At 60.3% G+C, this 24,628-nt stretch carries 22 protein-coding genes; 15 read left to right on the top strand and 7 right to left on the bottom strand.

Annotated features, from left to right (window positions below; genetic code table 11):
• Positions 1-181: 181 nt before the first annotated feature.
• From D8U71_RS04135 to D8U71_RS04125, 3 genes are read left to right on the top strand one after another with little or no spacing between them, the layout of a single operon-like run.
• Positions 182-679, top strand: a complete 498-nt coding sequence (locus D8U71_RS04135) for an MFS transporter (protein WP_125917781.1) — start codon at positions 182-184, stop codon at positions 677-679.
• 15 nt (positions 680-694) lie between these two features.
• Positions 695-1,471: a class II glutamine amidotransferase gene (locus tag D8U71_RS04130; protein ID WP_024012022.1), complete on the top strand. Its 777-nt coding sequence runs from the start codon at positions 695-697 to the stop codon at positions 1,469-1,471.
• A gap of 12 nt (positions 1,472-1,483) precedes the next feature.
• Entirely contained in the window at positions 1,484-2,026 is a 543-nt protein-coding gene (locus D8U71_RS04125) for a DUF2937 family protein (RefSeq protein ID WP_016771223.1), read from the top strand.
• 252 nt (positions 2,027-2,278) lie between these two features.
• Here the strand turns inward: D8U71_RS04125 and D8U71_RS04120 are convergent, their stop codons facing one another.
• Positions 2,279-3,193: a LysR family transcriptional regulator gene (locus D8U71_RS04120; protein ID WP_071174694.1), complete on the bottom strand. Its 915-nt coding sequence runs from the start codon at positions 3,191-3,193 to the stop codon at positions 2,279-2,281.
• A gap of 159 nt (positions 3,194-3,352) precedes the next feature.
• On the opposite strand from D8U71_RS04120, the gene D8U71_RS04115 reads away from it, so the two are divergent.
• The 4 genes from D8U71_RS04115 (at position 3,353) to D8U71_RS04100 (ending at position 7,075) form a co-directional block, all read left to right on the top strand.
• Entirely contained in the window at positions 3,353-4,639 is a 1,287-nt protein-coding gene (locus D8U71_RS04115) for an MFS transporter (protein WP_125925308.1), read from the top strand.
• A gap of 62 nt (positions 4,640-4,701) precedes the next feature.
• Positions 4,702-5,454 carry a 5-oxoprolinase subunit PxpA gene (locus D8U71_RS04110; protein ID WP_130887211.1) on the top strand — a complete coding sequence of 251 codons (753 nt, stop codon included), beginning with the start codon at positions 4,702-4,704 and terminating at the stop codon, positions 5,452-5,454.
• Entirely contained in the window at positions 5,451-6,155 is a 705-nt protein-coding gene (gene pxpB / locus D8U71_RS04105; RefSeq protein WP_130887210.1) for a 5-oxoprolinase subunit PxpB, read from the top strand. The genes D8U71_RS04110 and pxpB overlap by 4 nt, the downstream gene beginning before the upstream one ends.
• Entirely contained in the window at positions 6,152-7,075 is a 924-nt protein-coding gene (locus tag D8U71_RS04100) for a biotin-dependent carboxyltransferase family protein (protein WP_130887209.1), read from the top strand. The genes pxpB and D8U71_RS04100 overlap by 4 nt, the downstream gene beginning before the upstream one ends.
• A gap of 143 nt (positions 7,076-7,218) precedes the next feature.
• Here D8U71_RS04100 and D8U71_RS04095 read toward each other — a convergent pair whose 3' ends face one another.
• The 3 genes from D8U71_RS04095 to D8U71_RS04085 form a co-directional block, all read right to left on the bottom strand.
• Entirely contained in the window at positions 7,219-8,397 is a 1,179-nt protein-coding gene (locus D8U71_RS04095; protein WP_016771218.1) for a VWA domain-containing protein, read from the bottom strand.
• A gap of 12 nt (positions 8,398-8,409) precedes the next feature.
• Positions 8,410-9,255 carry a MoxR family ATPase gene (locus tag D8U71_RS04090; RefSeq protein ID WP_007911294.1) on the bottom strand — a complete coding sequence of 282 codons (846 nt, stop codon included), beginning with the start codon at positions 9,253-9,255 and terminating at the stop codon, positions 8,410-8,412.
• 182 nt (positions 9,256-9,437) lie between these two features.
• Positions 9,438-10,514, bottom strand: coding sequence for a DUF748 domain-containing protein (locus D8U71_RS04085; RefSeq protein ID WP_122611698.1), 1,077 nt, complete (start codon positions 10,512-10,514; stop codon positions 9,438-9,440).
• A 141-nt stretch (positions 10,515-10,655) separates the two neighbouring features.
• On the opposite strand from D8U71_RS04085, the gene cysK reads away from it, so the two are divergent.
• The gene (gene cysK / locus D8U71_RS04080; RefSeq protein ID WP_016771214.1) at positions 10,656-11,630 is read left to right on the top strand and encodes a cysteine synthase A; all 975 of its coding nucleotides are present in this window, start codon (positions 10,656-10,658) and stop codon (positions 11,628-11,630) included.
• A 184-nt stretch (positions 11,631-11,814) separates the two neighbouring features.
• Complete coding sequence (locus tag D8U71_RS04075) at positions 11,815-12,753, top strand: aspartyl/asparaginyl beta-hydroxylase domain-containing protein (RefSeq protein ID WP_041478836.1); 939 nt, start codon at positions 11,815-11,817, stop codon at positions 12,751-12,753.
• Between the two features lie 54 nt (positions 12,754-12,807).
• On the opposite strand, the gene D8U71_RS28325 is transcribed toward D8U71_RS04075, so the two are convergent.
• Together D8U71_RS28325 and D8U71_RS04070 are read right to left on the bottom strand one after the other, a co-directional pair.
• Positions 12,808-12,969, bottom strand: coding sequence for a hypothetical protein (locus D8U71_RS28325; protein ID WP_016771212.1), 162 nt, complete (start codon positions 12,967-12,969; stop codon positions 12,808-12,810).
• Positions 12,970-13,004: 35 nt separating this feature from the next.
• Positions 13,005-13,427, bottom strand: a complete 423-nt coding sequence (locus D8U71_RS04070; protein ID WP_307845087.1) for a hypothetical protein — start codon at positions 13,425-13,427, stop codon at positions 13,005-13,007.
• 550 nt (positions 13,428-13,977) lie between these two features.
• Between D8U71_RS04070 and D8U71_RS04065 the strand changes: the two genes are divergently transcribed.
• Positions 13,978-14,841 carry a DMT family transporter gene (locus D8U71_RS04065; RefSeq protein ID WP_130887208.1) on the top strand — a complete coding sequence of 288 codons (864 nt, stop codon included), beginning with the start codon at positions 13,978-13,980 and terminating at the stop codon, positions 14,839-14,841.
• A 113-nt stretch (positions 14,842-14,954) separates the two neighbouring features.
• Here the strand turns inward: D8U71_RS04065 and D8U71_RS04060 are convergent, their stop codons facing one another.
• Positions 14,955-15,863, bottom strand: coding sequence for a DMT family transporter (locus D8U71_RS04060; protein WP_122505875.1), 909 nt, complete (start codon positions 15,861-15,863; stop codon positions 14,955-14,957).
• Positions 15,864-16,077: 214 nt separating this feature from the next.
• On the opposite strand from D8U71_RS04060, the gene aceK reads away from it, so the two are divergent.
• From aceK to D8U71_RS04035, 5 genes are all read left to right on the top strand, one after another.
• On the top strand, positions 16,078-17,799 hold the full coding sequence (gene aceK, locus D8U71_RS04055; RefSeq protein ID WP_130887207.1) for a bifunctional isocitrate dehydrogenase kinase/phosphatase: 1,722 nt from the start codon (positions 16,078-16,080) through the stop codon (positions 17,797-17,799).
• Between the two features lie 232 nt (positions 17,800-18,031).
• Positions 18,032-21,943 carry an ATP-dependent RNA helicase HrpA gene (gene hrpA / locus D8U71_RS04050; protein ID WP_130887206.1) on the top strand — a complete coding sequence of 1,304 codons (3,912 nt, stop codon included), beginning with the start codon at positions 18,032-18,034 and terminating at the stop codon, positions 21,941-21,943.
• Between the two features lie 452 nt (positions 21,944-22,395).
• Positions 22,396-23,517 carry a beta-ketoacyl-ACP synthase III gene (locus tag D8U71_RS04045; protein ID WP_016771207.1) on the top strand — a complete coding sequence of 374 codons (1,122 nt, stop codon included), beginning with the start codon at positions 22,396-22,398 and terminating at the stop codon, positions 23,515-23,517.
• A gap of 135 nt (positions 23,518-23,652) precedes the next feature.
• Positions 23,653-24,264 (top strand): RNA polymerase sigma factor, encoded by a 612-nt coding sequence (locus D8U71_RS04040; RefSeq protein ID WP_130887205.1) that lies wholly within the window; start codon positions 23,653-23,655, stop codon positions 24,262-24,264.
• Complete coding sequence (locus D8U71_RS04035) at positions 24,258-24,494, top strand: zf-HC2 domain-containing protein (RefSeq protein ID WP_016771205.1); 237 nt, start codon at positions 24,258-24,260, stop codon at positions 24,492-24,494. Before D8U71_RS04040 ends, D8U71_RS04035 begins: the two co-directional genes overlap by 7 nt.
• Positions 24,495-24,628: the final 134 nt, after the last annotated feature.

Here is a 24,628-nt window from a genome sequence, read left to right as displayed (position 1 = left end):
GCAGCCCTTGTGGGAGCGAGCCTGCTCGCGAAAGCGGTGTGTCAGGCAACGCTGTTGCAACTGACAGTCCGTATTCGCGAGCAGGCTCGCTCCCACAGGGGCGGCTGCTGGCCGTCTGGTATTGGGACAAGCCGCATGGGCGAAAAGTCGTTACTATAAGCGCCTATTTGCCTGCCTTGCCATGGACACCATGACCGAGAACGACTATCTGATCGCCTGGGGCCTTTACGCCTTTGCCGCCGTGGGCTGCCTGCTGGTATGGATGCGCCTGACCACCTGGATGTGGCGCTGGCTGCGCGAGCCGCTGCGTGTGCTGATGGCGGTGTTGCTGTTCAGCCCGACCATCGTCGATCCGGTGAAAGCCAAAGTTGCACCGGCCATCGCCATCACCGCCCTGGACATGCTGTTCAAGGTCGGCAACAACGCCTGGCGCGCGGTTTCCGATCTGTTCATGTACGGCATGATCGCCTTCGGGGCGTATCTGGTTTTCGTCTTGATCCGCCTGCCGATCGAGCGCGCCTCGACAGCGCGGCGTGAACGCGCCGAGGCCGCCAAGGCCGCGGCCCGTGCCGAAGAGCGCGACGATGATCAACCGTTCGGCGGCGCCGGTGATGACCGCTACGGCCGCCCGCCAGTGCCGAACAATCCGCAGCGCATGCGGGTCGAGCCGCGTCTGTAACCCGAGAGTCCGCACATGTGTGAATTATTGGGCATGAGTGCCAACGTGCCGACCGACATCGTGTTCAGCTTCACCGGCCTGATGCAGCGCGGCGGACGCACCGGCCCGCACCGCGACGGCTGGGGCATTGCCTTCTACGAGGGGCGCGGCTTGCGTCTGTTTCAGGACCCGGCGGCGAGCAGCGAGTCGGAAGTGGCCAATCTGGTGCAGCGTTATCCGATCAAGAGCGAAGTGGTCATCGGCCACATCCGCCAGGCCAACGTCGGCAAGGTCTGCCTGTCCAACACCCACCCGTTCGTCCGCGAACTGTGGGGGCGCAACTGGTGTTTCGCGCACAACGGTCAACTCGCCGACTTCACTCCGATCAAGAGTTTCTACCGCCCGGTCGGCGATACCGACAGCGAAGCGGCCTTCTGCGATTTGCTCAACCGGGTACGCGCAGCCTTCCCCGAGCCGGTCGATATCGAAGTGCTGCTGCCGGATCTGGTCGCAGCGTGCGCCGAATATCGCAGCAAAGGCGTGTTCAATTGCCTGCTCAGCGACGGTGACTGGCTGTTCTGTTACTGCTCGACCAAACTCGCTCAGATCACCCGCCGCGCACCGTTCGGCCCGGCGCGGCTCAAGGATGTCGATGTGATTGTCGACTTCCAGGCCGAAACCACGCCCAACGACGTGGTCACGGTGATTGCCACCGAGCCTTTGACCGAAAATGAAACCTGGACCCGCTACGAACCGGGCCAATGGAGCCTGTGGCGACGCGGCGAATGCGTCAGCCAGGGCAAGACCGAATAAGGATTTGCACCCATGTTGCTCAGTTATCTACGGCTGGTGTTGTTTGCGGCGGGCCTGTTGATCGGTGTCCAGGTGCCGGGGTTTATCAACGATTACGCCCAGCGTGTCGAAGCGCATCTGATCGAAGCGCAGACCGGCCTGCGGGGTTTCCAGGGCACGGCGGATCAGTTTTTCAAAGGCGACATGCAGGCGCTGGTCGCGCATTACCGGGCCAGCGAAGACCCGATTTTCCGCAGCGATGCCGACAGCCTGAACACCTTGCTGACCCGCCAGGTCGCGCTGGACAAGCAATTCCAGGCGATGCAAGGCCCGTGGTATGTGCGCTTCCTGCAAGTGGTCCTGGCCGCCGATCCGGATATTCGCAAGGAAACCTGGAACGGCTACAGCTACCAGATCCTGCTGACGCCAGAGGCGATGATCTGGGGCATGAGCGGCGCGTTGCTGCTGTCGTTCGGCATCGAATGCCTGTTCCGCCTGATCGACTGGGTCGTTCTCGGCGGCCGCCGCCTGCGCCAGAGCCGACCGATCGAAGATCGCGACGTCCGCGGTTTGTAAGACCTGCTCAATCCCCTCTGGCAACAGAGGCTTTATGGCATGGCGATTCTGTGGTGAATGAGTTCTGTGGTGAATGGGCTATGGGGGGAGTGGGTTCTGTGGCGAATGAGTTCCGTGGCGAGTGGGTTCTGTGGCGAGGGGATTTATCCCCGTTGGGCTGCGCAGCAGCCCCAAAACCTGCACTGAAAGACCGCGTTGGCCGCAATCACGACTGCTGCGCAGCCGAGCGGGGATAAATCCCCTCGCCACTGATCATCCAGTGAGGGTGATGCAGTCCTTGCCCACCTTGTGCGCATACCCCGCCAAGACCTGCTGACACAACGTCACAATCTCCTCGACCCACTCAACCCCGACCCGCCACGACACCACCACCGGCAGATTCGCTGGTCGCTGCTCGATGTCGAGCAAGATCAATTCGCCACGCGCCAATTCCTCGGCCACTAGCACCGGCGGCAGCGCGCCGATACCGAAGCCATCGCGCAATAACCGGGTGATCGCTGACACCGAATTCACGCAATTCAAACGTGGCGCCATGACGCCGTTGGCCTGCATCAGGGCGACGATATCCTGATGCGGCCGTGAGTTTTTCGAGTAGGTGATGATCCGCTCCTGCGCCAGTTCGGCGAGGTCGGCGTAGTCGCGGTTGTAGATCGAATTGCTGGCGACGATCCAGCCCAGCGGATGGCTGGCCAACTCCAGGCTGCGCACGCTTTCGTGGCGGATCAGATCGGTTTGCAACACCAGATCGAGAAAACCTTTTTGCAGCTGATCGCAGAGGTTCAGCGCGGTATCTGCGACCAACTCGATCTCCACCCGTGGGTACAGATCGGTCATCTGCGCCACCAGCGGGCTCAGCCAGGTATGAATCACCGTGTCCATCACGCCGATACGCACCCGCCCGACCTTGCTCGAACGGGTTTCGATCGATTGTTTCAGCGCCGCCATGGTGTCGAGCATCTGTTCAGCGTAATCGAGCACCTTCAAGCCTTCCGGGGTCAGGCTGACGCCGCGTGAATCGCGCAGAAACAGCTTCACGCCCAGTTCGCCTTCGAGCACCGCAATGCGGCTGGAAATCGACGCCTGGGTGGTGAACAGCTTGTCGGCGGTCAGGCGAAAACTCTTCAGGCGCGCGACCCAGACAAAGGTCTCGAGAAACTTCAGATTCATGGACAAGGCTCGGCTGACAAATTTTTCTTATGCCTAAGGCGGGTTTTTATTCGTTGGACGGCGCAGGGCAGGGCGACGAAAAATCGGCGCATCCGGTTCCCACGATAGGCGTCGTCGGAGCTTCGAACAAGACCAATAAAAGCCCTGCGGAGATTTGCCATGAGTGCTCCCGACACCCTCCCGTTATCCAAGCCTGTAACGCGCCCCGGGCCGCTCGACTGGTACCGCAACATCAACCAGCAGGAGCGCCGCACGTTCTGGAGCTGCAAGATCGGCTACGGTCTGGACGGCATGGACACGCAGATGCTCAGCTTCGTTGTGCCGACGCTGATCGCGATGTGGGGCATCACCACGGGCGAAGCGGGGCTGATTCACACCAGCACCCTGATCGCCTCGGCCATCGGCGGTTGGGTCGCCGGGATTCTCTCCGACCGCATCGGCCGCGTGCGCACCCTGCAACTGACGGTGCTGTGGTTCGCCTTCTTCACCTTCCTCTGCGGCTTCGCGCAAAACTACGAACAATTGCTGATCGCCCGCACCCTGATGGGCTTCGGATTCGGCGGTGAATGGACCGCCGGCGCGGTGTTGATCGGTGAAGTGATCCGCGCCAAGGATCGCGGCAAAGCGGTGGGCATGGTGCAATCCGGCTGGGCGCTGGGCTGGGGCCTGACGGCGATTCTGTACGCGCTGCTGTTTTCGGTGTTGCCAGCGGAAGATGCCTGGCGCGCGCTGTTCATCCTCGGCATCGTGCCGGCGATATTCGTGATTTTCGTCCGTCGCCTGGTGAAAGATCCGGAGATATATCGCGAAGCCAAAGCCGCGCAAACTCCGGAAAACCCGGCGAAGTTCTACGAGATCTTCGCACCGGGAATGCTCTTCACCACGTTTCGCGCTTCCTTGCTGACCACCGGTGCGTTGGGCGGCTACTACGCGATTACCTCCTGGCTGCCGACTTTCCTCAAGAACGAGCGCGGTTTGAGCGTGCTCGGCACCGGTGGTTATCTGGCGATGGTGATCGTCGGTTCCTACGTCGGCTATGTGATCAGCGCGTATCTGACCGACCTGCTCGGGCGGAAAAAGAATTTCATCTTGTTCGCGGTCGGCTCGTTCACCATCGTTCTGCTCTACACGCAGATGCCGGTCAGCAACGGCGTGATGCTGTGGCTGGGCTTTCCGCTGGGCTTCTTCGCCTCGGGGATTTTCAGCGGCATGGGCGCGTTTCTGACTGAATTGTTCCCCACGCGGATTCGCGGCTCGGGTCAGGGTTTCTGCTACAACATCGGCCGCGCACTGGCGGCGTTGTTCCCGCTGTTGATCGGCCTGCTCAGCCAGCAAGTGCCATTGAGCATGGGCATCGGCGCCTTCGCGGCGGTGTCATATGGCGTGGTGATTCTGGCGGCGCTGAGCCTGCCGGAAACCCGTGGCAAGCAACTCGACGCGCAGTAACTGATACCCTGCGCAGAAGTCTCCTACAGATAAAAAGACCAGCAGCTACAGGAGTGTTCACCGTGAGCCGCCTGCTATTGAATTGCGACATTGGCGAGAGCTTCGGCAGCTGGACCATGGGTCTGGACGCCGAAGTCATGCCCTTCATCGATTGCGCCAATGTTGCCTGTGGTTTCCATGCCGGCGACCCGAGCATCATGCGCAAAACCGTGGCGCTGGCCCTCGAACACGGCGTGCAGATTGGCGCGCACCCGGCCTATCAGGATCTGGTCGGATTCGGCCGACGCTCCATGGCGTATTCCGCGCAAGAGTTGCAAGACATCCTGCATTACCAGATCGGCGCCCTTGACGGCGTCTGCAAGGCGCAGGGCGGGCGTGTGAGTTACGTCAAACCCCACGGCGCGATGTACAACGACATGATGGCCAACCCGGCGCAGTTGCGCGCGGTGGTGCAGGCCGTGGCCGCGTATGACCGCAGCCTGCCGCTGATGTTGATGGCGAGCCGGGACAACGCTGCGGCGCAGCAGATCGGCGATGAATACGGCGTAACCCTGTGGTTTGAAGCTTTTGCCGACCGCGCCTATGACAGTGGCGGTCGGCTGGTCTCACGGCAACTGCCGGGCGCCGTGCATCACGATGCCGAAAAAATCATCGAGCAAGCGTTGACCATCGCCCGTGGCGGCGAACTCAGCGCCAGCGATGGCAGCGCCTTGATCCTGCGCGCCAACACCTTGTGCGTCCACGGTGACAACGCCAGTTCCGTGGCCGCCGTGCGGCGTATTCGTCAGGCCTTGCAGCAGTCGAGTGCGTCATGAATCCACGGGTTGAAGTGGTGGCGCTCGATTGCCTGATGCTGCGTCTGTTCGATGAAATCGCCGAAGCCAACATGCCGTGGATGCTCGCCGCCAGCGAGCGCTTGCGCACGGCGTTTGGTGCACAACTGATCGATCTGGTGCCGTCCTATACGACGTTGATGGTGCATTACGATCTTACGCTGTTGAGTCCGGCGCAGGCGCGCGAATTGATCGCCGCAGCGCTGGTCGATCTGGCGCCGAATGCGCGAAGCGCTGGGCAGTGTCACGTCTTGCCGGTCTGGTACGACTTGAGTGTCGGCCCGGAACTGAGCCTGTTGGCCGAACGCAGCGGGCTGGCGGTGGAGGAGGTGATTCGTCGCCACAGTGCGCGGGAATATCAGGTGTTCGCTCTTGGCTTTGCGCCGGGTTTTGCCTTCATGGGCCTGGTCGAAGAAATGCTCGCCGCGCCACGCTTGAGCACACCGCGCAAGAAAGTCGCCGCCGGCAGCGTCGGTATCGCCGAACGGCAGACCGCTGCCTATCCGGTGGTCTCGCCCGGTGGCTGGAACCTGATCGGTCGCACCCCGGCGAAACTCTTCGATCGCCATCGCGACGGCTACAGCCTGATGCAACCCGGCGACACGGTGCGCTTCGAAGTGGTCGACCACGCCGAATTCATTCGTCTGGGCGGCGATGACACCCCACTGGAGGCGCTGGCATGAGTCGATTGACGATCGAAGCCAGCACGCCGCTGTGCCTGTTGCAGGACGCCGGGCGGTTTGGCGTGCGACATCTGGGCGTGACCCAGGGCGGCGCGGCGGATTGGTGCTCCATGAGCTGGGCCAATTGGCTATTGGGCAATGAACTGGATGCAGCGGTAGTTGAAATCACCCTCGGCGGGTTTGCCGTGGTGGCTGAGGAGGATTGCCTGCTGGCGCTGGCGGGAGCGGATCTCGGCGCGCAGATCGACGGCCAACCGCTGGCGCCGTGGCGCAGTTTCCGGTTGGCGAAAGGGCAGACATTGCGCTTCACCCAGCCTTTGCTTGGCGCCCGGGTTTATCTGGCCGCACCCGGTGGTTTTACTGCGCCCAAGGTACTGGGCAGCAGTGCCACGGTACTGCGAGAAGAATTGGGCGGACTTGATGGCATGGGCCTTCCGCTCGCCAAAGGGGCGGCGCTCGGTTACAGCGGCGAAGCGTTGGCGACGCGGGAAATGCCTTCAGCGCTGCGGCCGGATTTCAAAATGCACGCGCCTTTGGACTTGGTGCTCGGCGCACAGATCGGCCAGTTCAGCGGGCAGAGCCTGTTCGATGTCTTCAACAGCGCCTGGACCATCGACAGTCGCGCCGACCGCATGGGCATCCGCCTGCTCGGCGCGGCGTTGCAATATCAAGGCGCGCCGATGATCTCCGAGGGGATTCCGTTGGGGGCAGTGCAGGTGCCGCCGGACGGGCAGCCGATTGTGTTGCTCAACGATCGCCAGACCATTGGCGGCTATCCGCGCCTGGGTGCGTTGACACCGCTGGCGCTGGCGCGATTGGCGCAGTGCCTGCCGGGAGCGAAGGTGAGGTTAAGGCCGGTGGTGCAGGACGTCGCGCACCGCGAGCATGTCGAATATTTGCAGCGCTTCAAAGATCGCTAAAAGCTTCGCGAGCAGGCTCGCTCCCACAGATGTTGATCGTTCCCACGCTCCGCGTGGGAATGCCGCCCGGGACGCTCCGCGTCCCTGTGACGCAGAGCGTGACTTGATGCATTCCCACGCGGAGCATGGGAACGGTCAGGTCGTCATTTGGAAAGAAACCGCATCCCTTCTTCAAGCCCGCGCAGCGTCAGCGGATACATCTGATCCTCGATCAGATCGCGGACGATGTTGGTCGACGAGGTATAGCCCCACGTGTCCTTCGGATACGGATTGATCCAGATGAGCTTCTTGTATTTCTCCATGAAGCGCTGCATCCACACGTAACCCGGCTCTTCGTTCCAGTGCTCGACGCTGCCACCGGCCTGGGTAATTTCGTAGGGCGCCATGGCGGCGTCACCGATGAAAATCACTTTGTAGTCGGCGCCGTACTTGTGCAGCAGATCCTGGGTCGAAGTGCGTTCGGAAGTGCGGCGCATGTTGTTCTTCCACACCGATTCATAGATGAAGTTGTGGAAGTAGAAGTACTCGAGGTGCTTGAACTCGGTCTTGCAGGCCGAGAACAATTCCTCACAGATCTTCACGTGCGCGTCCATCGAGCCGCCGATGTCGAACAACAGCAGCAGCTTCACCGTGTTGCGCCGTTCCGGGCGCATCTGGATATTCAGCAGGCCGGCGTCCTTGGCGGTGTGGTCGATGGTGCCGTCGATGTCGAGTTCTTCCGCCGCACCCTGGCGAGCGAACTTGCGCAGACGACGCAAGGCGACCTTGATATTGCGTGTGCCCAGTTCCACCGAATCGTCGAGGTTCTTGTACTCGCGCTGATCCCAGACCTTGACCGCTTTGCCCTGACGCTTGCCGGCATCGCCAACGCGGATGCCTTCAGGGTTGAAACCGCCGGAGCCGAACGGGCTGGTGCCGCCGGTGCCGATCCACTTGTTGCCGCCGGCATGGCGTTCCTTCTGTTCTTCCAGACGCTTTTTGAATTCCTCGATGAGCTTGTCCAGCCCGCCAAGGGACTGGATCTGCGCGCGTTCTTCGTCGCTCAGCGAACGCTCGAATTCCTTGCGCAGCCAGTCCTCGGGAATCAGCGCCTGCAAGTGGTCGTCGAGTTTCTCCAGGCCATTGAAGTAGGCACCGAACGCGCGGTCGAACTTGTCGAAATGGCGCTCGTCCTTCACCAGGATCGCCCGCGACAAGTAATAGAACTCGTCCATGTCGGCGAAGGTCACACGCTGTTTCAGCGCGTTGATCAGGTCGAGCAGCTCGCGCACCGATACCGGTACCTTGGCTGCACGCATTTCGTTGAACAGGTTGAGCAACATGGCAGCGGCCTCTTAGCGGGTGCCGCGCCGGCTCATGAACGCAAGGCGCTCAAGCAGTTGCACGTCCTGTTCGTTCTTCACCAGTGCACCTGCCAGTGGCGGAATGGCTTTGGTCGGATCGCGCTCGCGCAGCACCGCTTCGCCGATGTTGTCGGCCATCAGCAGTTTCAGCCAGTCGACCAGCTCGGACGTCGAAGGCTTTTTCTTCAGGCCCGGTACCTTGCGCACGTCGAAGAAAACGTCGAGCGCTTCGCTGACCAGGTCCTTTTTGATGTCCGGGTAGTGCACGTCGACGATTTTCTGCAGGGTAGTGCGGTCGGGGAAAGCGATGTAGTGGAAGAAGCAGCGGCGCAGGAAGGCGTCCGGCAGCTCTTTCTCGTTGTTGGAAGTAATGATGATGATCGGGCGTTTCTTGGCCTTGATGGTCTCGTCGATTTCGTAAACGTAGAACTCCATCTTGTCGAGTTCTTGCAACAAGTCATTAGGGAACTCGATGTCGGCCTTATCGATTTCGTCGATCAGCAGAATCACCCGCTCCTCGGACTCGAAGGCTTCCCAAAGCTTGCCTTTCTTCAGGTAATTGCGCACATCGTGGACTTTTTCATTGCCCAGCTGCGAGTCGCGCAAACGGCTGACCGCGTCGTACTCGTACAGACCCTGATGGGCCTTGGTGGTGGATTTGATGTGCCAGGTGATCAGCTTGGCACCGAACGACTCGGCCAGTTGCTCGGCGAGCATGGTCTTGCCGGTGCCCGGCTCACCCTTGACCAGCAGCGGTCGTTCCAGGGTGATGGCGGCGTTGACCGCCAGCTTCAGGTCATCGGTGGCGACGTAGGCCTGGGTGCCTTCGAACTTCATCTGCAAATCCTCGAACGGTAACGCTGACCTTACGGGCAGGGCGGGGCGAAATAATCGGATGCCCGACTATAACGCGCACGCCGGTCGACTGTGAACGCAGACGGCTTATTCAGTCTCTGAATGGAGCGTCACATGTTGACTCAGTCTCGGCGGATGGCCGAATATTTTGTCAACGGCAAAACTTAACCCTCATCTGGCTTCGGCCGTTCGTACCGCGCATTGAATGCCTGGATGAAGCCATTGCGCAAAATCTGCAAAAACGCTTCAAAGGCGTTGACGTTCTGCTGGTGAACATTGCCGCTGAGTTCAACGCGGGTGGCGAACTGGTTTTTGTTCTGGTTTTTCAGCACGGTCTCGGTGCCGCCGACCAGCGCTTCCCAGATTGAGCGGAACAGGCCTTTGTTCTTGTTTTCGACGTCTTGCTGCCAGTTGAATACGTCGACGTCGCGCAGCAGGGGTTTGATGTAGCCGGTGAGTCGGGCTTTCTCTGCCTTCGCTTCGATAACCACATCGCCGTGGCCGGCGTTGAAATCGAATTTGCCGTAGGCGGCGGCGAAGTCGTTCATGCGTTTGAGCTCGATGTCACGGGCGCGCAGACGGAATTCAAAGTCTTCGAAGTTGCTCAGTGGATCGAAGGTGGCGGTGGTTTCGAGCGGCGCGTGGCCCAGCAGCAAAGCCTTGCCTTCAAAGCGGGCGTCGCGTTTGCCTTCCTTGTCGACCACATTGGTCAGGTTGTAGATGCTGGCGTTGACGTTGCTGGCATTCATGTTCACCGGCGGCTTGGAATTGAAGTTGCGGAAGGTGATACGGCCGTCGTTGATCTGCACCTCATCGAGGGTGATCGGCAGCAGCTTGCCCAACTGCTCACGCCAGTCGGTGCCCTGACCGGTCTGCGAGTTCTGCTTGTTGGGGCCGCCGTCGACGAAGTTGATTTCGGGGTTGAGGAATTGCACCTGCGCGACCACGGCATGGTCGTACCACAACGAATGCCAGCTTACCGACAGGTCGATCAACGGCGCATCGACGAACGGCACCGGTACTTTGCCATCGACCTTGACGATCTTCAGACCGTTGATTTTGTATGCGCCGCGCCACAGCGCGAGGTCGACATCGGTGATCTGGCCGCGGTAATCGCCCATGTCCGCGAGCTTGTCATTGAGGTAGTCGCGTACCAGATAGGGCAGGGCGAAATGCAGGGCGACCAGCAGCACCACGACACCCGTCAGGGTCCAGAGCGGCCAGCTGTAACGACGTTTCATGCCATTGTTCCTTCAAGAGTGTGGCTTGACGATTCAATGCGATTGACTCCGCGCGTTTGCAGACGTTCGACCCGACTGGACTGTGATCGGCAACGGGCTTACCTTGGAAGGCTGAATTCAACGCTGCATAAGGACCCAGCCATGAGCCGTATTTACGCTGACAACGCCCATTCCATCGGTAATACGCCGCTGGTCCAGATCAACCGCATCGCGCCGCGCGGGGTCACCATCCTCGCCAAGATCGAGGGGCGCAACCCCGGTTACTCGGTCAAATGCCGAATCGGCGCCAACATGATCTGGGACGCCGAAAGCAGCGGCAGACTCAAGCCGGGCATGACCATTGTCGAGCCGACTTCCGGTAATACCGGTATCGGTCTGGCCTTCGTTGCCGCTGCGCGTGGCTATAAATTGATGCTGACCATGCCGGCGTCGATGAGCATCGAGCGCCGCAAGGTTCTGAAAGCCTTGGGCGCGGAACTGGTATTGACCGAGCCGGCCAAGGGCATGAAGGGCGCCATCGAGAAAGCTGCGGAAATCGTCGCCAGCGATGCCGACAAATACTTCATGCCGGCGCAGTTCGATAACCCGGCCAACCCGGCGATTCATGAGAAGACCACCGGCCCGGAAATCTGGAACGACACCGACGGCGCCGTGGATGTGCTGGTGGCTGGCGTAGGTACCGGTGGAACCATTACTGGTGTCTCGCGGTATATCAAGAACACCGCCGGGAAACCGATTCTGTCGGTGGCCGTCGAGCCGGCGTCTTCGCCAGTGATTACGCAAGCGTTGGCCGGTGCCGAGATCAAGCCGAGCCCGCACAAGATTCAGGGCATTGGCGCCGGTTTTGTGCCGAAGAATCTTGATCTGTCGATGGTCGATCGCGTCGAACAGGTGACCGATGAAGAATCCAAGGCCATGGCTTTGCGCCTGATGCAGGAAGAGGGGATTTTGTGCGGCATCTCCTGCGGTGCTGCCATGGCGGTGGCGGTGCGTCTGGCGGAGAAACCAGAGATGCAGGGTAAAACCATCGTCGTGGTGCTGCCGGATTCGGGCGAGCGTTATCTGTCGAGCATGCTGTTCAGTGACCTGTTTACCGAGCAGGAGAACCAGCAGTAAGCCTGTTGATTCAAGTCAGCCAGGGTTCAGGCGCTGCATGTTAATAAAGGCTTTGTTGCGTAATGCTTAACACTGAATCTTGTGTCAGGCGGGTTTTTCCCGGAGCCGGTAGTGTTTATCATGGCCGGCTGCCATGCCGGGAAAAGGGCATTGCGCAGCGTTGTCTTTATTCAAGGAGTCGTTGATGACCGTTTCGTTTGCCGCCAAGGCGTTTGTGCTGTTGCTGTTCCTGGGCAGCACGCTCTATGTGCATTTGCGCGGCAAGGCGCGTTTGCCGGTATTGCGCCAGTTCGTCAACCACTCCGCACTGTTTGCTCCGTACAACGCGTTGATGTACCTGTTTTCCGCAGTGCCATCCAGACCGTATCTGGATCGCAGCAAGTTTCCGGAGCTGGATGTACTGCGCGACAACTGGGAAACCATTCGCGACGAAGCCATGCACTTGTTCGACGAAGGCTACATTCGCGCCGCCGAGAAGAACAACGATGCGGGTTTCGGTTCGTTCTTCAAGAAGGGCTGGAAGCGTTTTTATCTGAAGTGGTACGACAAACCGCTGCCATCGGCCGAAGCTCTTTGCCCGAAAACCGTGGCGCTGGTCAGTGCCATACCCAACGTCAAGGGCGCGATGTTCGCGCTGCTGCCGGGCGGCAGTCACCTCAATCCGCACCGTGACCCGTTCGCCGGCTCCCTGCGTTATCACCTCGGCCTGTCGACACCCAACTCCGACGATTGCCGGATCTTCGTCGACGGTCAGGTCTATGCCTGGCGCGACGGCGATGACGTGATGTTCGACGAGACCTACGTGCACTGGGTCAAGAATGAAACCGCTCAGACTCGAGTGATTCTGTTCTGTGACATCGAACGCCCGCTGAGCAACCGCCTGATGACCCGCATCAATCGCTTCATCAGTGGCTGGCTCGGCCGCGCCACCGCGCCGCAGAATCTTGATGATGAACGCGTTGGCGGCATCAACCAGGCTTATGCCTGGAGCAAGAACTTCAGCGACCGTTTCAGCGGCGTGGTCAAGCAGTGGAAGCGCCGGCACCCCAAGGCCTACAGGGTAATGCGCCCGGTGCTGGCGGTGTTGGTGCTGACGTTGCTGGGGTATTGGTTGTTTGGTTGACGCTGGCTCAGAAATAAAAAACCGCTCCTCAGGAGCGGTTTTTTATTGATGGGTTCAAGGACGTCCGGCGAGCAGGTTGGGCTCGGTCACGTCGGTTCCGTTTTCAAGGACCTGCAGAAAACGGCGCTGATTCGCGGATAACTCCAGTCGATCAAGCTTTTCCACCGGCTCGCGCAATTCCTTCTTGCTTGGGGATTTTCTTACGACTTTGCGCATACTCCCTCCCTCGCTGGTCATTAAATGAACAGATGTCACGATACTTTACTCTCCACTGGTAGAACAAGGCGACCTTGAACATCAAATGTGAAGCCGAGTTGTTGATAAACCGGAATGGCTCCCGGCATAGGTTCCTGAACTTCGATGACTTGGCTGCCAATAATTCGGGCGAATTCGTCGATGGCGAGCAATGCCAAAGCGGCTATTTGGTTTTTCAGCGGGTGAGCCTTTCCGGGTTTGCCCTCCAGTCGCACGATGCGAATCCGCTGGCGGCTATTGTTGGGATTTGCGAAGCATAGCCCGCAGAGCTCTAGTTCAAACCAGATTGCGATATCCAGAGACAGAGGTTCTCGAGCTTTCCAGACGACGACGTCTTCCCACGAGAAAATGGGGTCGTCCCAAGACTGATAAACTGCGAGTGCTTCCGCATCAATAGGCTCAAAGCGGACTTCTGACATGTCGGCTCCCGAAATGCATCGCATCTGCGCAGTCGCAACACCCGCCCGCTTCCTCGCCTCCGACCGATAAACCTGATACCGCAAATACGTCCGTTCCCTTGGCATATGATCTCTTGCATTCCATGTCTCCTGACAATCCGTTGCCGCGCCAATAACCCTAACCACCCGGCGCCAGACTGTCGCTACCGGCCCTTCGCCCAAGTCATTGCAATCTATGTCCCGGGCTGGTTATAGTCAGCCCGCGAGCCGCCTGGCTCGCGCGTTCATTTCCTCACTAAAGATCAGCATTCATGCCTGCATCCCTCATCAACGCGGTAGTCGATTCAGCGGTCAACGCTGGCGTCGTGCCGTGCGGGAATCGGCAGCCTGTGCAGATCAGTCATTACCCTCCACCTGTCAGTAGCACGCCGGTGTGCGCAGTCGTTTCGCCGCCGGGCGTTGGTGTGCGGGGTTGATCGGCAGTTTCTGCTGACCCCTGCGCCCGCCAGAACAACCTACTGAATTTCAGCTTCGGCTGAGTTGGCTTCTTGCCTGACTACAGGTGGTATTCATGTTTGTCCTTTCGAAACAATCCGCGCTCGCGGCGACGTCCACGAGCCTGTTCGTTCTGCTGTGGAGCAGCGGGGCGATTTTCTCCAAATGGGGCCTCGCCCATGCTTCGCCCTTTGCCTTTCTGCTGATTCGCTTCGCCATCGCCCTGTGCGGGCTGGTCTTGCTGGCGCCGCTGCTGAGATTGAAGCTGCCCAAGGGTGGCAAGCCGATGCTGTTCGCGATCGCCACGGGACTGGTGTTGCTCGGGGCCTATCAGATCTTTTATCTGCTGGCGCTGAATTGCAAAGTCACGCCGGGGGTAATGGCGACGATCATGGGCGTTCAGCCGATCCTTACCGTGGTCTTGATGGAACGGCAGCGTTCGGCGAGCCGCCTGTTCGGCCTGGCGCTGGGCTTGGCCGGGCTGATCATGGTGGTTTACCAGGGCATCGGTCTGGCTGGAATGTCCTGGGCCGGCATGCTGTTCGGTTTGCTGGCGCTGGCGAGCATGACGCTCGGCTCGATCATGCAAAAATGCATCACCGACAATCCGCTCGGCACGCTGCCAGTGCAATACCTGGCCGGCCTGTTGCTGTGCGCGATTTTCGTACCGTTCCAGCCGTTTCACTTCGAACACAGCACAGGCTTCATTGTCCCGGTGTTATGGATGGGGCTGGTGGTTTCAGTGCTGGCGACGCTGTTGCTGTATCGACTGATCGCGCGGGGCAATCTGGTGAATGTCACCAGCCTGTTCTATCTGGTGCCCGCGGTGACGGCAGTGATGGATTACCTGATTTTCGGTAATCGTCTGGCGGCGTTGGGTGTGCTGGGGATGCTGCTGATCATTGTTGGATTGGTATTTGTGTTCCGTAAAACCGGATAGCCGATAGGCAGGTGGCGCTTGTTGCGCCGCCGTTCGCGAGCAGGCTCGCTCCCACATTGGAATGTATTTTTCTGTGGGAGCGAGCCTGCTCGCGAATATCTGCGGCAGAAAATCTAACGGACTGACGCGTTTGCAGGCTTCACCACCGCCGGCTTCAACACCAGCCACAACGCCGCCGCAATCAGCACGCCGCCATAAATGTGCGCCATCGACAACGGCTCATCCAGCAACAACGCCCCCCACAACACGCCGAACGGCGGGATCATGAAGGTCACGGTCATCGATTTCACCGGGCCGATCGAGCTGAGCAGGCGGAAATAGATGATGTAGGCAAACGCCGTGCAACCCAGGCCCAGGCCGAGCAGCGACAGCCAGACCTGCCAGCCGCCCCAGCTGACCGGCGGCGCGGTGATGGTGCTGTAGGCGAACAGCGGCAGCAAAAACAACGTCGCCCCGAGCATGCTGCCCAGTGCCGACAAACGGCTGTCCAGCCCACCGGCCTGATCCAGCCAGCGCCGTGCGAGGAATCCGGCAAAGCCGTAGCAAGTGGTCGCCAGCAGGCAGGCGACCGCGCCCATCAGCAGTTGCAGATCGAAGGCTACGGGACCGGCACGCGTCAGCACACCGACGCCGAACAGACCGAGGAACACGCCGCTGAGCTTGGCCGCCGTGAGCTTTTCGCTGAAGAACAAACCGCCAATCAACACGCCCATCAGCGGCGTCGTGGCGTTGAAGATCGCCGAATAGCCGGCCGGCAATACCTGCGCCGCCACCGAATACAGCGTCGCCGGAATCCCCGAGTTGATTACGCCCAGCAGCATCACGGTCTTCAGCTTGCCCTTGAAATCCCAGCTGATGCGCATCAGCCCAAGAATCACCAGCAGCCCGGCAGCCGCGATCGACACCCGAAAGAAACCGGTCGGGATCGTGCCGATCACCGGGGCAATGATGCGCATGAACAGAAAACTCGCGCCCCAGATAGCGGCCAGCGACAACATGCGGAAAATATCGACAGGGCTCACGGCGGGCTCCTTCCTTGATCGGGACGAGAGTGTTGCCGAGCGTCCGGATCATGGCAACCGCTATTCGGGCTTTTAATTCTGCTTGCCGATGCATCGGCACGAGAAACCCCGTCAACGGTCAACCCCGTATCGATTTTGGCAGAAATTGCGCTTTTCCTGCGGACGGTTCCGTGACTAAGCTCAAACGAATCGATTTCCCGCCGAGGTTTCATTTATGTCGCAGCAATGGCCAGCCACCGAGATCGCCCGGATGATCCTCGCCGGCTTCGACGATTACCGCGAGCATTTCCGCCGCATCACCGACGGCGCGCGGGAGCGTTTCGAACAGGCGCGCTGGCAAGAAGCCCAGGCCGCCTCGGCGGCGCGGATCAGTCTGTACGAAGAAAAGGTCGGCGAAACCGTCGCTCGCCTGCGCGAGTATTTCGACGAAGAAACCCTGATGAACGTCAGCTGCTGGCCGCTGGTGAAAAGCGCCTATATCAGTGTGATCGACCTGCGCTTCGACGATGAGCTGTCCGAAACCTGGTACAACTCGATTTTCTGCGGGCTGTTCAGCCACGACCTGATCAGCGACGGCTGCATGTTCATCCACACCACGCGCCCGAGCCTGCGCCGGGCCCGCGCTGCGCAAACCCGCACCTATAAGCCGCAGGGCCAGTTGTCCGCCATGCTCGCCAGTATCTTCGCCGACTACCGTTTCAGCGAAGATTACGCCGATCTGCCTGGCGACCTGCTGCGGCTCGAAGCGCAATTGCGCGAGAACCTGCCTGACTGGGTGTGCAAGGACCCGGAGCTGAGCGTCGAGCTATTTTCCTCGGTGCTCTACCGCAATAAAGGCGCGTATCTGGTCGGGCGCATCTACACCCGCGATGAGCAATGGCCGCTTGTTATTCCGCTGTTGCACCGCGAAGGTCGGGGCATTCAGATCGATGCGTTGATCACCGACGAAGCCGATGTGTCGATCATCTTCTCTTTCACCCGTTCGTATTTCATGGTCGATGTACCGGTGCCGGCGGAGTTCATCGGTTTTCTGCGACGCATTCTGCCGGGCAAGCACATCGCCGAGCTGTACACCTCGATCGGCTTCTACAAGCACGGCAAGTCGGAGTTTTACCGCGCGCTGATCAATCACCTGGCTAACACTGACGACCAGTTCATCATGGCCCCGGGCGTGCGCGGCATGGTCATGAGCGTGTTCACCCTGCCGGGTTTCAACACCGTATTCAAAATCATCAAGGACCGTTTCTCTCCGTCGAAAAACGTCGACCGCGCCACGGTGATCGAAAAGTATCGTCTGGTGAAAAGCGTCGATCGGGTCGGGCGTATGGCCGATACCCAGGAATTTGCCGACTTTCGTTTTCCGCTGAGCAAGTTCGATCCGGCGTGTCTGGAGGAACTGCTAGAGGTCGCGCCGTCGACGGTTTCGGTCGAAGGCGAAACCGTGCTGATCCGCCACTGCTGGACCGAGCGGCGGATGACCCCGCTCAATCTATATCTGGAAAATGCCAACGACGCGCAAGTGCGCGAAGCGCTGGAAGATTACGGTCTGGCGATCAAGCAACTGGCGGCGGCGAATATCTTTCCCGGCGACATGCTGCTGAAAAACTTCGGCGTCACCCGTCACGGGCGCGTGGTGTTTTACGACTACGACGAAATCTGCTTCCTGACCGAAGCCAACTTCCGCCACATCCCGCAACCGCGCACGCCGGAGGATGAAATGGCCTCTGAGCCGTGGTACTCGATCGGCCCGCTTGACGTGTTTCCCGAAGAGTTTCCGCCGTTCCTGTTTGCCGATTCGGGCCAGCGGAAATTGTTCGATCAATTGCACGGCGAGTTGTACAACGCCGATTACTGGAAGGGCTTGCAGGAGGCGATTCGGGCGGGGAAGGTCATCGATGTCTTCCCATACCGGCGCAAGGGCCGCGATAACGAATAAATCCCCCTGAATACATTGTGGCGAGGGGATTTATCCCCGATGGGTTGCGAAGCACCCCCAAAACCATTCAACTCAGACGCTTCAGATCGACGTTGATATCCAGTCGGCGACTGCTGCGCAGCCGATCGGGGATAAATCCCCTCGCCACAAGAGCACCTCACAGTCGTGTTCGGTGCCGCAAATCTGCGACAATCCGCCCCCTGCATAAATAGACGACCGAATTGCCTACCCGATGACCGACGAATCGCCCTCCATCGACAAACTGCTGAAAAACCTCGATCACGCCATGCTCGCCGACCGTCACCGGCTGCGGCGGCAGTTGCTTGAGCTGCGCAAGAAACCCGACGAGGCCAAACTGGCCCAGTGGGTGGCGCGGATGCAGGCGTCCTGTGATCAGGTACTGGCGCGTCGCGCGAGCCTGCCGGTGATTCGTTACGACGACAGTTTGCCGATCGCGGCCAAGCGCGACGAGATCAAAAAGGCCCTGGAGCAACACCAGGTGCTGATCATCGCCGGCGAAACCGGTTCGGGCAAAACCACCCAGTTGCCGAAGATCTGCCTGGAAATCGGTCGCGGCCAGCACGGTCTGATCGGCCATACCCAGCCGCGTCGGATCGCCGCGCGCAGTGTCGCCAGCCGTGTCGCCGAAGAGCTCGGCACGCCGCTCGGTGCGCTGGTCGGCTATCAGGTGCGCTTCGAGGATCAGAGCGATGCCAACACCCTGATCAAGCTGATGACCGACGGCATTCTGCTGGCGGAAACCCAGAACGATCGTTATCTGGAACGCTATGACACGATCATCGTCGACGAAGCCCACGAACGCAGCCTCAACATCGATTTCCTCCTCGGCTACCTGAAAACCCTGCTGCCACGCCGTCCCGACCTCAAGGTCATCATTACTTCGGCGACCATCGATCTGGAGCGCTTCTCCAAGCACTTCGATGACGCGCCGATCGTCGAAGTGTCGGGCCGTACTTTTCCTGTGGAAACCTGGTACCGGCCGCTGACCCTGGAGCAGGACGAAGAGGGCAACCGGGTCGAGGACGACCTGACCGTCGATCAGGCGATTCTGGCCACTCTCGACGAAATCGCCGCCTACGAGCGCAGCGAACGACGCAGCCCCGGCGATGTGCTGGTGTTCCTGCCCGGCGAGCGCGAGATTCGCGACGCCGCCGACATGTTGCGCAAGGCCCAGCTCAAACACACCGAAATCCTGCCGCTGTACGCGCGCCTGTCGCCGGCTGAACAGCAGCGGATTTTCCAGTCGCATCCGGGCCGCCGCGTGGTGCTGGCGACCAACGTCGCCGAGACCTCGCTGACCGTGCCGGGCATTCGCTATGTGATTGACAGCGGCACCGCGCGCATCAGTCGTTACAGCTACCGCGCCAAGGTGCAGCGCTTGCCGATCGAGGCGATTTCCCAGGCCAGCGCCAATCAGCGTAAAGGTCGTTGCGGCCGGGTCGAGCCGGGTATCTGCGTGCGTTTGTACAGCGAAGAGGACTTCCTTGGGCGCCCGGAATTTACCGATCCGGAAATTCTGCGCACCAACCTCGCCGCCGTGATCCTGCAGATGCTCCATCTGCGCCTCGGTGAAATCACCGCGTTCCCGTTTATCGAGCCGCCGGACGGCAAGGCGATCAGTGACGGTTTCAACTTGCTGCAAGAACTGTCGGCGGTGGATCGCAACAGTCAGCTGACGCCGCTCGGTCGCCAGTTGGCGCGCTTGCCGGTCGACCCGCGCATGGGCCGCATGCTCTTGGAAGCGGCCAAACTTGGCAGTCTGCAGGAAGTGCTGATCGTCGCCAGCGCCATGTCGATTCAGGACCCGCGCGAGCGTCCGCCGGAGCGTCAGCAAGCGGCGGATCAGGCCCATGCGCAATGGAAGGATCCGGATTCCGACTTCGCCGGGCTGGTCAATCTGTGGCGTGGTTTTGAAGAACAGCGCCAGGCGCTGACCGCCAATCCGCTGCGCAATTGGTGCCGGAAGAATTTCCTCAATTACCTGCGTTTGCGCGAGTGGCGTGATTCCCATCGTCAGTTAAGTCTGATCTGCCGCGACATGCAGCTGAGCCTGAACAAAGAACCGGCGGATTATCCGAAGCTGCACAAAGCGGTGCTGGTCGGCTTGCTCAGCCAGATTGGCCAGAAAACCGAAGACGGCGATTACCTCGGGGCGCGGCAGCGGCGCTTCTGGATTCATCCGTCGTCGGGCATCGGCAAGAAGCGCCCGCAGTGGCTGATGACCGCCGAACTGGTGGAAACCACCAAGCTTTACGCGCGCATGGTCGCCAAGATCGACGCCGACTGGATCGAACCGCTGGCCGGGCACCTGATCAAGAAAAACCACTTCGAGCCGCACTGGGAAAAGAAGCGCGGTCAGGTCGTCGCCTACGAGCAGATCACCCTGTTCGGCCTGATCGTCGTCGGTCGCCGCCCGGTGCATTACGGCCCGGTCGATCCGGTGGTGTCGCGTGAGCTGTTTATCCGCGAAGGTCTGGTGCGCGGCGAGATTCAGTCGCGGGCCAAATGCCTGAGCGCCAATCAGAAACTGCTCGAGCAGCTCGACGAACTGGAGGCCAAGGCGCGCCGGCGCGACATTCTCGCCGACGAAGAAACCCTCTACGCCTTCTACGATGCACGTCTGCCGGCGGAGATCCACCAGACCGCGACCTTCGACAGTTGGTACAAGGTCAACAGCCAGAAAGATCCGCAACTGCTGATCATGCGCGAAGAAGACGTTTTGGCCCGCGAGGCCAGCGAAGTCACCGCCCGTGATTACCCGGATACGTTGCACATTGGCGATCTGGAACTGGCGCTGACTTATCATTTCGAGCCCAATCACCCGCGCGACGGCGTGACCTTGCGCGTGCCGGCGCCGTTGCTGCCGATGTTGCCGCCGGAGCGTCTGGAATGGCTGGTGCCGGGGCTGATCGAGGCCAAGTGCATTGCCCTCGTGCGCAACCTGCCGAAAGCCCTGCGCAAGAACTTCGTGCCGGTGCCGGACTTCATCAAGGCCGCGTTGCAGCGCATGACTTTCGCCGAAGGTTCGCTGCCGCAAGCGCTCGGTCGCGAGCTGCTGCGCATGACCGGCGCGCGGGTCAGCGATGAAGCGTGGGCAGAAGCGGCGCAGCAGGTTGAGAGCCATCTGCGCATGAACCTGGAAATCGTCGACGGCGAGGGCAAGTTCCTCGGCGAAGGTCGCGATCTGGCCGAGCTGACCGCACGCTTCGCTGAAGCCAGCCAGGCCGCGCTGGCGGTGCCGCAGAGTGCGAAGAGTCAGCAACCGGTCGAGGCAAAAGTCTTTGCCCCGGTGGCGGAAAAGACCCAGCAAAAGATCGCCGGGTTGTCGATGACGGTGTACCCGGCGCTGGTGGAAGAGGGCGGCACGGTCAAGGAAGGGCGTTTCTCCACCCCCGCCGAAGCCGAGTTCCAGCATCGTCGCGCCTTGCAGCGCTTGCTGATGCAGCAACTGGCCGAGCCGGCGAAATTCCTGCGCGGCAAGTTGCCCGGGCAGACTGAACTGGGCTTGCTGTATCGCGAACTGGGCCGGGTCGATGCGCTGGTCGAAGACATTCTGCTGGCCAGCCTCGACAGCTGCATTCTCGAAGGTGAAGACCCGTTGCCCCGCGATGGCGCCGGGTTGGCGGCATTGGCCGAACGCAAACGCGGCAACTGGACCGAGCACGCCGAGCGGGTTGCGCGGCTGACTCTGGAAATTCTCAAGATCTGGCACGGTCTGCAAAAACGCTTCAAGGGCAAGATCGATCTGGCGCAAGCGGTGGCACTCAACGACATCAAGCAACAGATCGGCAATCTGGTCTATCCGGGTTTCGTTCGCGAAACGCCGATGCAGTGGCTCAAAGAGTTGCCGCGTTACCTGAAAGCGGTCGAGCAGCGTTTCGAGAAACTCGGTGCGCAGGTGCAGAAAGATCGGGTCTGGAGCGGCGAACTCGCTGGCCTGTGGGCGCAATACCAGGCCCGCGCGGCCAAGCATGCGCAGGAAGGCAAGCGCGATCCGCAGCTGGAGTTGTACCGCTGGTGGCTGGAGGAATACCGCGTGTCGCTGTTCGCTCAACAGTTGGGCACCAAAGTGCCGATCTCCGACAAGCGCCTGAGCAAACAGTGGAGCCAGGTCGAGCCCTGACCTGCAGCCATACACAATCCCCCTGTGGAAGCGGGCTTTGTGGCGAGGGGATTTATCCCCGTTGGGTGGCGAAGCCGCCCCAAAACCTACGACCTCGGTTCATCGATCGTTCCCACGCTCTGCGTGGGAATGCCTCTGGGGACGCTCCGCGTCCAGTGACGCGGAGCGTCACGGGCTGCATTCCCACGCGGAGCGTGGGAACGATCATCAAAAGATCGCAGCCTTCGGCCGCTCCTGCAGGGATCGGGTTGAGCAGGAGAAAGGCGCCAAAACCTCGGGTTTATGGCAAACTTCGCCACCATAACCCGCCGTTTCGCGACCCAGAGCCTTCGGCCGTGTCGCGCTGCGGAATAAAACGATGCAGGTTTGCGTCCCCCGGATGGGAATAGACCCTTTGCGTGTTGGTACGACGGTTCCAGCACTTTCTGCCTGAACAGATTAGAGAAACGACCATGCATAACGTCGTCATCAGCGGCACCGGCCTGTACACACCGGCCAACAGCATCTCCAACGAAGAGCTGGTGCAGTCTTTCAATACTTACGTCGCCCAGTTCAACGCCGATAACGCCGAGGCCATTGCCAGCGGTGAAGTCCAGGCCCTGACCGAATCCAGCGCCGCGTTCATCGAAAAGGCCTCGGGCATCAAGAGCCGCTTTGTCATGGACAAGGACGGCATCCTCGATCCGCAACGCATGGCCCCGCGCCTGCCCGAGCGTTCCAACGACGAATGGTCGGTGCTCTGCCAGATGGCGGTTGGCGCGGCTGAACAAGCCCTGCAACGAGCCGGCAAAACCGCCGCCGACATCGACGGCGTGATCGTCGCCTGCTCCAACCTGCAACGCGCCTACCCGGCCATCGCTATCGAAGTCCAGGAAGCGCTGGGCATTGAAGGTTTCGGTTTCGACATGAACGTGGCGTGTTCTTCGGCCACCTTCGGCATCCAGGCCGCCGCCAACAGCGTGCAACTGGGCCAGGCGCGGGCGATCCTGATGGTCAACCCGGAGGTCTGCACCGGGCACCTGAACTTCCGTGATCGCGACAGCCACTTCATCTTCGGCGATGCCGCGACTGCGGTGATCATCGAGCGCGCGGATCTGGCGACCTCCCCGTACCAGTTCGACGTGGTCAGCACCAAACTGCTGACCAAGTTCTCCAACAACATCCGCAACAACTTCGGCTTCCTCAACCGAGCGGCGGAAGAGGGCATCGGTGCCCGCGACAAGCTGTTCGTGCAGGAAGGCCGCAAGGTGTTCAAGGATGTCTGCCCGATGGTCGCCGAACTGATTGGCGAGCACCTGGAAGAGAACCAGCTCAACGTCGGCGACGTGAAGCGTTTCTGGCTGCACCAGGCCAACCTGAGCATGAACCACCTGATCGTGCGCAAGCTGCTCGGCCGCGAAGCTACCGAAGAAGAAGCCCCGGTGATTCTCGACAGCTACGCCAACACCAGCTCGGCCGGTTCGGTCATTGCTTTCCACAAATATCAGGATGATCTGGCCTCGGGTTCGCTGGCGGTGCTCAGTTCGTTTGGTGCCGGTTATTCGATCGGTAGCGTGTTGCTGCGCAAGCGCTGATATAGGTTAATTTCCCCTTAATCGCGTCGATCTTTCCTACATTCGAAGCGGCTGAAACGCTGTAATTTTTCGGACGTCGCGGCAGGTGCACACCTGCCGCGTTCATTTTCGAAGTCCGGACAAGGGGATTGATGGATGGCGGCTGACGACACCCAACTGCTCACGCGCTTGCTGGCGGGGGAGCAAAAGGCTTTCAAGGAACTGGTCACCACCTATCAGAGCGCCATGCGCGCCGTGGCTTACGCGATTGTCGGCCAGCGTCATGTCGAGGAAGTGGTGCAGGATGCCTGGCTGTCGGTGGTGCGCCATCTGGCCAGTTTCGAAGGCCGGTCCAGCCTCAAAACCTGGTTGCTGACCATTACCGCCAATTCGGCCAAGAGTCGCTACAAGCTCAATCGCCGGGAAGTCCTGCTCGACGACCTGCCATCGCCCCACGGCACCATCGGTGACGATCGATTTTCCTCGAGCGACGGTCATTGGCTGGTCGCGCCATTTGCCTGGCATCAGGACACCCCAGAGGCGCTGCTCACCGAAAACGAACTGCGCGAATGCCTCGAACACACGTTGCTGAGTCTTTCCGAGTTGCAGAGCGGTGTCCTGCTGTTGCGCGAACGCCAGGGCCTGGAGCTGGAAGAAATCTGTAATCTTCTGGAGATCTCGCTCTCCAATGTTCGCGTGCTGCTGCACCGGGCACGCTTGAAGGTCTTCGCGACCGTGGAACATTTTGAGGAGACAGGAGAATGTTGACCTGCAAGGAGCAAGTGGCACGATCCAGCGATTATCTCGATGGCCAACTGAGCTTTCGCGAGACGCTGATGGTGCGTCATCACCTGTTGTTCTGCCCCAACTGCCGGCGCTTCATGCGGCAGATGCGCGTGATGCAGGCAACCCTGAAGGCGCTGCCGGAACAACCGGAAGAGGGAGTGGATGCTTTGGCTGAGCGTCTGGCGACGCAGAGGCGCGACGACAGTCCTTGAAAGAGTCAGCCCGGGGCAGCGTCAGCGAACGGATGATGGGGATCGCTGGCATTGCACCGGGCTGCAGGACATCAGCTTCGAACGACAAGTCGCAAGGGGAGCGGTGACTTGCAGCTTGTCGCTCGAAGCTTGTA

This window comes from Pseudomonas sp. Sample_21 (assembly GCF_004307525.1).
Lineage (GTDB): Bacteria > Pseudomonadota > Gammaproteobacteria > Pseudomonadales > Pseudomonadaceae > Aquipseudomonas > Aquipseudomonas atacamensis.
Note: the sequence above shows the minus strand (reverse complement) of the source record. Positions and strands in the feature narration are given on the sequence as shown.

What these genes read in the sequence shown, in the direction of transcription:
- D8U71_RS04090 (WP_007911294.1), bottom strand. Translation starts at nt 9,255, where the DNA reads ATGAAGTTCGAAGGCACCCAGGCCTACGTCGCCACCGATGACCTGAAG.
- D8U71_RS04130 (WP_024012022.1), top strand. Translation starts at nt 695, where the DNA reads ATGTGTGAATTATTGGGCATGAGTGCCAACGTGCCGACCGACATCGTG.
- D8U71_RS04085 (WP_122611698.1), bottom strand. Translation starts at nt 10,514, where the DNA reads ATGAAACGTCGTTACAGCTGGCCGCTCTGGACCCTGACGGGTGTCGTG.
- D8U71_RS04040 (WP_130887205.1), top strand. Translation starts at nt 23,653, where the DNA reads ATGGCGGCTGACGACACCCAACTGCTCACGCGCTTGCTGGCGGGGGAG.
- D8U71_RS04070 (WP_307845087.1), bottom strand. Translation starts at nt 13,427, where the DNA reads ATGTCAGAAGTCCGCTTTGAGCCTATTGATGCGGAAGCACTCGCAGTT.
- aceK (WP_130887207.1), top strand. Translation starts at nt 16,078, where the DNA reads ATGTCGCAGCAATGGCCAGCCACCGAGATCGCCCGGATGATCCTCGCC.
- D8U71_RS04115 (WP_125925308.1), top strand. Translation starts at nt 3,353, where the DNA reads ATGAGTGCTCCCGACACCCTCCCGTTATCCAAGCCTGTAACGCGCCCC.
- hrpA (WP_130887206.1), top strand. Translation starts at nt 18,032, where the DNA reads ATGACCGACGAATCGCCCTCCATCGACAAACTGCTGAAAAACCTCGAT.
- D8U71_RS04125 (WP_016771223.1), top strand. Translation starts at nt 1,484, where the DNA reads ATGTTGCTCAGTTATCTACGGCTGGTGTTGTTTGCGGCGGGCCTGTTG.
- D8U71_RS04135 (WP_125917781.1), top strand. Translation starts at nt 182, where the DNA reads ATGGACACCATGACCGAGAACGACTATCTGATCGCCTGGGGCCTTTAC.
- D8U71_RS04045 (WP_016771207.1), top strand. Translation starts at nt 22,396, where the DNA reads ATGCATAACGTCGTCATCAGCGGCACCGGCCTGTACACACCGGCCAAC.
- pxpB (WP_130887210.1), top strand. Translation starts at nt 5,451, where the DNA reads ATGAATCCACGGGTTGAAGTGGTGGCGCTCGATTGCCTGATGCTGCGT.
- D8U71_RS28325 (WP_016771212.1), bottom strand. Translation starts at nt 12,969, where the DNA reads ATGCGCAAAGTCGTAAGAAAATCCCCAAGCAAGAAGGAATTGCGCGAG.
- D8U71_RS04100 (WP_130887209.1), top strand. Translation starts at nt 6,152, where the DNA reads ATGAGTCGATTGACGATCGAAGCCAGCACGCCGCTGTGCCTGTTGCAG.
- D8U71_RS04065 (WP_130887208.1), top strand. Translation starts at nt 13,978, where the DNA reads ATGTTTGTCCTTTCGAAACAATCCGCGCTCGCGGCGACGTCCACGAGC.
- D8U71_RS04075 (WP_041478836.1), top strand. Translation starts at nt 11,815, where the DNA reads ATGACCGTTTCGTTTGCCGCCAAGGCGTTTGTGCTGTTGCTGTTCCTG.
- D8U71_RS04120 (WP_071174694.1), bottom strand. Translation starts at nt 3,193, where the DNA reads ATGAATCTGAAGTTTCTCGAGACCTTTGTCTGGGTCGCGCGCCTGAAG.
- cysK (WP_016771214.1), top strand. Translation starts at nt 10,656, where the DNA reads ATGAGCCGTATTTACGCTGACAACGCCCATTCCATCGGTAATACGCCG.
- D8U71_RS04095 (WP_016771218.1), bottom strand. Translation starts at nt 8,397, where the DNA reads ATGTTGCTCAACCTGTTCAACGAAATGCGTGCAGCCAAGGTACCGGTA.
- D8U71_RS04035 (WP_016771205.1), top strand. Translation starts at nt 24,258, where the DNA reads ATGTTGACCTGCAAGGAGCAAGTGGCACGATCCAGCGATTATCTCGAT.